The sequence below is a fragment of the Herbaspirillum lusitanum P6-12 genome (assembly GCF_000256565.1).
Classification (GTDB): Bacteria; Pseudomonadota; Gammaproteobacteria; order Burkholderiales; family Burkholderiaceae_D; genus Herbaspirillum; species Herbaspirillum lusitanum.
Genome location: NZ_AJHH01000539.1, coordinates 1 through 4532 on the forward strand (window position 1 = coordinate 1; position 4532 = coordinate 4532).

Below are 4532 nucleotides of genomic sequence, written 5' to 3' on the forward strand. Positions count from 1 at the left end.
AGCGCGGCGACGCCGGCAGCGTGCAATTGAGCGCCGTCCAGGCGGACGGCAAGCCCTTGCCCGGCTGGCTCAAATTCGACGCCAAGGAAAGGCGTTTTGAAGGCACGCCGCCTATTGGCTTCGAGGGCACGCTGAGTTTCTCGGTCACTGCGCGCGACGCCCAGGGCCGCGTTGCGGTCCAGGTATTCAAGATTGTGGTGAGCAAAGACGGGCGCGGCGGACAACGGGCGCAGCTGGAACGCGGCGTGTCCGAACCCGTTGGTCGCGCTGGACTGAGCGAACAACTCAGATCGGCGCATGCTGCGGGCGCCGACCGTCTGGCGCTGTTATCGTCCAAGCACGGAGCGGCGAGATTGCGCGCATGAACGCAGGTCCGGTCTTCAATCCACTGCTGAGCTTGCTGGAACTGGCGCAACGCGCCCGTGCGGCGGGCAGCGTGAATGAGTTGGCGTTCCTGGCCGTCAACGACAGCCGTGCGCTGGCGCCGTATCGCCAGTCGGCGTTGTGGTTTGGCGTCGGCGGCATCCATACCCTGTCCGGCGTGGTCGCGGTCGAATCGAATGCGCCCTACGTGCAATGGCTCACACAACTGTGTCGCGCGCTGGCGGAGCAGCACGGTTCAGCGACGCCGGTGAATGTCGATCCTGCGCAGTTGCCGACCACCGTGACCGCGGCGTGGGACGAGTGGCTGCCGCAATACGTTGCGTGGGTACCGCTGCGGAGCGTGCGTGGTGCAACCGCCTCTGTGGATGCTTCCAGCAGCGCCGGTTTGCTGCTGGCGGGCGACAGCGCGCTCGGCGCCGCGCGGTGGTCGCTGCCGCGGTGTTGGGCATCTTACTGTTCCCGGTGCATCTGAGTGTGCTGGCGCCGGGTGAACTGGTCGCGGCCAATCCGGCGACCATCCGCGCGCCGTTGGATGGCGTGATCGCGGAGTTTGCAGTGCGCCCCAATCAGACGGTGACGGCAGGCCAGTCCTTGTTTTCCTTCGATCAGGCGCCGGTCGCGAGCAAGCTGGACGTCGCGCGCGAAGCGCTGGCGACTGCGCAAGCCGAATACCGGCAAGCGGCCCAGCTGGTGCTCAACGATCCGCGCGCCAAGGCGCAACTGGCAGGCTTGCTCGGCCGGGTCGCCGAAAAGCAGGCGCAGGCGGCATTTCTGGAAGGCCAGGCCCAACGCTCGCGGGTCCAAGCGCCGCAGGCCGGCATTGCCTTGTTCGACGATCCTTCCGAATGGATAGGCCGGCCGGTCCAGACCGGCGAGCGCATCATGCAAATTGCCGCGCCCAACGATGTCGAAATCGAAGCCTGGGTGCCGATCGGCGACGCCATTCCCTTGCCCGACAAGGCGCCGCTGCATTTGTATCTGTCCGCGGCGCCGATGACGCCGCTATCCGGCACGCTGCGCTACATGGGACATCGCGCCACCGCGCGTCCCGACGGCACCTACGCGTACCGGGTGCGCGCCAAAATTGACGGTGCCACCGCGCAGCGCATCGGCCTCAAAGGCACTGCAAAGCTGGTGGGCGATCGGGTACCGCTGGTGTATTGGATGCTGCGACGGCCGCTCGCCAGCATCCGGCAGTTTCTTGCCCTGTGACCGTGATGCCAGGCAAGCTTCCCGACCTGCGGGAAGAATTATCGATCAGCCCCGGGCCGCGTCTGTTCGACGGCCAGCCGAGCTGGACCTTGCACGATCCGGTGCGCAATGTTTTTTTTCAGCTCGACTGGCCCAGTTTCGAAATGCTGAGCCGCTGGCATCTGAACGACGCCGCAGCCATCGTCGACGCCATCAATCGCGACACCGCCCTGCAACTCGACCACGAGGCATTCGGAAATTTCCTGCTGTTCTTGCGCGAGCAGAACCTGTTGCAGGTGACGCCCGGATCGGCTGCTGCCTTTGCCGCGTCGCGCGCTAGACAGCGCGGCAGCCTGTTCCAGTGGCTGCTGCACAACTACCTGTTCTTCCGCATTCCGCTGGTGCGCCCGGATGCCTGGCTGACCTGGCTGCAACCGCGCCTGGCCTTTCTGTTCAGCCCGACCTTCCGTCGCCTGACGGTCGCCGCCGGCATCTTTGGACTGCTCGGCGCCTATCGCGAATGGGATCGCTTCGCCGGCACGCTGATGGATACGCTGAGCTGGGAAGGCGCTGCGATGTATGGCGTGGCCGTAGTGTTTGCAAAGACCTGTCACGAACTGGGGCACGCGCTGACGGCCAAACGTTATGGCTGCCGCGTGCCGACCATGGGGCTGGCGTTCCTGGTAATGTGGCCGGTGGCATATACGGACACCAACGAGGTCTGGAAACTGCCGCGCCGCGGACAGCGTCTGGTCACCGAAATGGGCATCGCCGCCTGGGCCACGCTGGCCTGGGTCTGGCTGCCTGAAGGCGGCATCCGCCAAGCGGCTTTCTTGCTTTCCACCACCACATGGATTTCGACGCTGGCGATCAACGCCAGTCCGTTCATGCGCTTCGACGGATATTACATCCTGTCGGACTACCTGGGTTTGCCCAATTTACACAATCGCTGTTTCGCGCTGGCGCGCTGGGATCTGCGCGAGCGCCTGTTCGCGCTCGGCGAGCCGCCGCCGGAAGTGTTCCCGCCACACCGCCGGATCGGCTTGATCCTGTTTGCCTGGACGGTGTGGATTTACCGGCTGGTGCTGTTTCTCGGCATCGCCGCGCTGGTCTACCATTTCTTCATCAAGGCGGTCGGCATCCTGTTGTTCATCGTGGAAATGGTCTGGTTCGTGTCGCTGCCGCTCTGGAACGAAATGCAGGCTTGGCGTCGGCGTAGGTCGGCGCTCAGGCATAGCCGCCGGGCACGCTGCAGCGCCGTGCTGGCAGTAGCGCTGGCGCTGCTGTTCCTGCTGCCGTGGCCGGATCGCATCCGCACGTCCGGCATGCTGCAGCCGCAGACGCATATGGCGCTGTATGCACCGCCGCAATCCCAGGTCGAGTCGCTGCCGGTCTCGAACATGCAACAGGTGCCGGCCGGCCAGACTTTGCTGGGCCTAGGTTCTGCGGAACTGGACTTGCGCACCGGCGAGACTGACGCGCGCCAGCAATCCTTGTCGTGGCAATCGGCGGCAGCCGGTTTTGACGCCGCCACGCGCAAGGACTGGCAGGTGCTCAACGATCAGCTGGTTTTTTCACAGGCCGAGCAAGCCGCGGTCGGCGCCGATTTCCAACGCTACCGGCCGACCGCGCCGTATGCCGGAGTGCTGGTCGACGTCGATCCCGATTTACGCGTGGGCCAATGGCTAACAAATCGCGAGTACCTCGGTTCGCTGGTCGCGGCAGGAAAGTGGCAGGTCGTCACCTACGTCGGCGAAGACGCCGTGCATCGCATCGCGCCGGGCGACCGGGCGCTGTTCATCGCGGATGGACTTGGCAGTCGCACATTGTCTCTGACGGTAGCCAGCATCGACCGCGACGCCACCCGCACGCTGGGCGAGCCGGAACTGGCGACCATGTTCGGCGGCGACGTCCTGGCGCGAGAGAAGAGCGGTGTGATTTATCCCGAACAGGCGGTGTTCCGGGTGGCGCTTCACGTCGCGGAACCGCTCCCGGCCGAACAACAGGAATGGCGTGGGAAAGTGACGATCGCCGGCAAATGGGAAGTACCGGCGCTCAGATTCTTGCGTACTGCGGCTTCGGTGGCGTGGCGTGAAGCTGGATTTTGAGGCGGCATGAAACAGGGAATAGACTAATCAGCAACGTGCGAATTAGTTAGGTGGCTGGATACACGCCATGCCAAAATCGGACAGCGCTAAATCAGCGCTCAAGGTCCGCAATCGGCCAGGAGCGGACCTTGAGTGTCTTTGGCATCTCCCTGACTTTAGGGTAGTCATTGTCCGCAAATCAATTACCTTTTAAACTGGACAAGCTCTTTAACCTCAGATCATCTAGATGAACAATAAAAATCAAGCCGACTTCACTTGGGAGCATCCCGAGTTCGCTTTTTATCTGCCAGGAGAATGGCGTCACGTTTCGACGGAGGATGAGAGCAGGCTGGAGCTATACAGCGATCAGTCAGAAACCAGAATTACTCTCTCAATCGAGCCTTTGGTCATTCCTAGCCAAGACCATATTGATTGGGCGAACCGGCTGCTCACACTTCGCAGGAAGGCTCATGAGGATTGGCTTCTACTGCCGGAGAACATGGGCCGAAACCTAGAGATTTCGATAACTGATGAGAAGGTATCGCCTCTAGACGGCCTGGATAGTATCGAGGTCTCTTATCGCGGTCAGTACAAGAAAGTAAGCATGTTTGGTTTTATCGGATACGTGACTACCCGAAAGATCGTCAGTATGTTTTGCGAGACAAAGATTTCCTTTTCCCCCGGTCGTTCACAGATTTTTCAGACGGTCGCCAATGGGTTTAAAAACAAACTTCCATAACGAAGCCAAGATCCTGACCAATGGGCTTTAAAGAACTAAACGACTAAATTTTGGACTGCGGTTCTCGGCCAAGAACGGACAGCAGAACAGCGCACCATTTTTTTAATCACCGCAAATTATGCGGCGGCCTT

General features: G+C 61.7%; 5 protein-coding genes. All 5 read left to right on the forward strand.

Going from position 1 to position 4532, the window contains the following annotated elements:
• A partial coding sequence (locus HLUSI_RS29365; RefSeq protein WP_040503630.1) for a putative Ig domain-containing protein occupies positions 1-365 on the forward strand: 365 nt, incomplete at its 5' end.
• A complete protein-coding gene (locus HLUSI_RS34305) occupies positions 362-856 on the forward strand; it encodes a hypothetical protein (RefSeq protein WP_238534032.1) in 495 nt (164 codons plus the stop codon). The genes HLUSI_RS29365 and HLUSI_RS34305, both read left to right, overlap by 4 nt.
• Positions 823-1596, forward strand: a complete 774-nt coding sequence (locus HLUSI_RS34310; RefSeq protein ID WP_238534033.1) for an efflux RND transporter periplasmic adaptor subunit — start codon at positions 823-825, stop codon at positions 1594-1596. The genes HLUSI_RS34305 and HLUSI_RS34310 overlap by 34 nt, the downstream gene beginning before the upstream one ends.
• 5 nt (positions 1597-1601) lie before the next feature.
• Entirely contained in the window at positions 1602-3683 is a 2082-nt protein-coding gene (locus HLUSI_RS0117780; RefSeq protein ID WP_029363710.1) for an HlyD family efflux transporter periplasmic adaptor subunit, read from the forward strand.
• Between the two features lie 226 nt (positions 3684-3909).
• Positions 3910-4401, forward strand: coding sequence for a hypothetical protein (locus HLUSI_RS0117785; RefSeq protein WP_016835237.1), 492 nt, complete (start codon positions 3910-3912; stop codon positions 4399-4401).
• Positions 4402-4532: the final 131 nt, after the last annotated feature.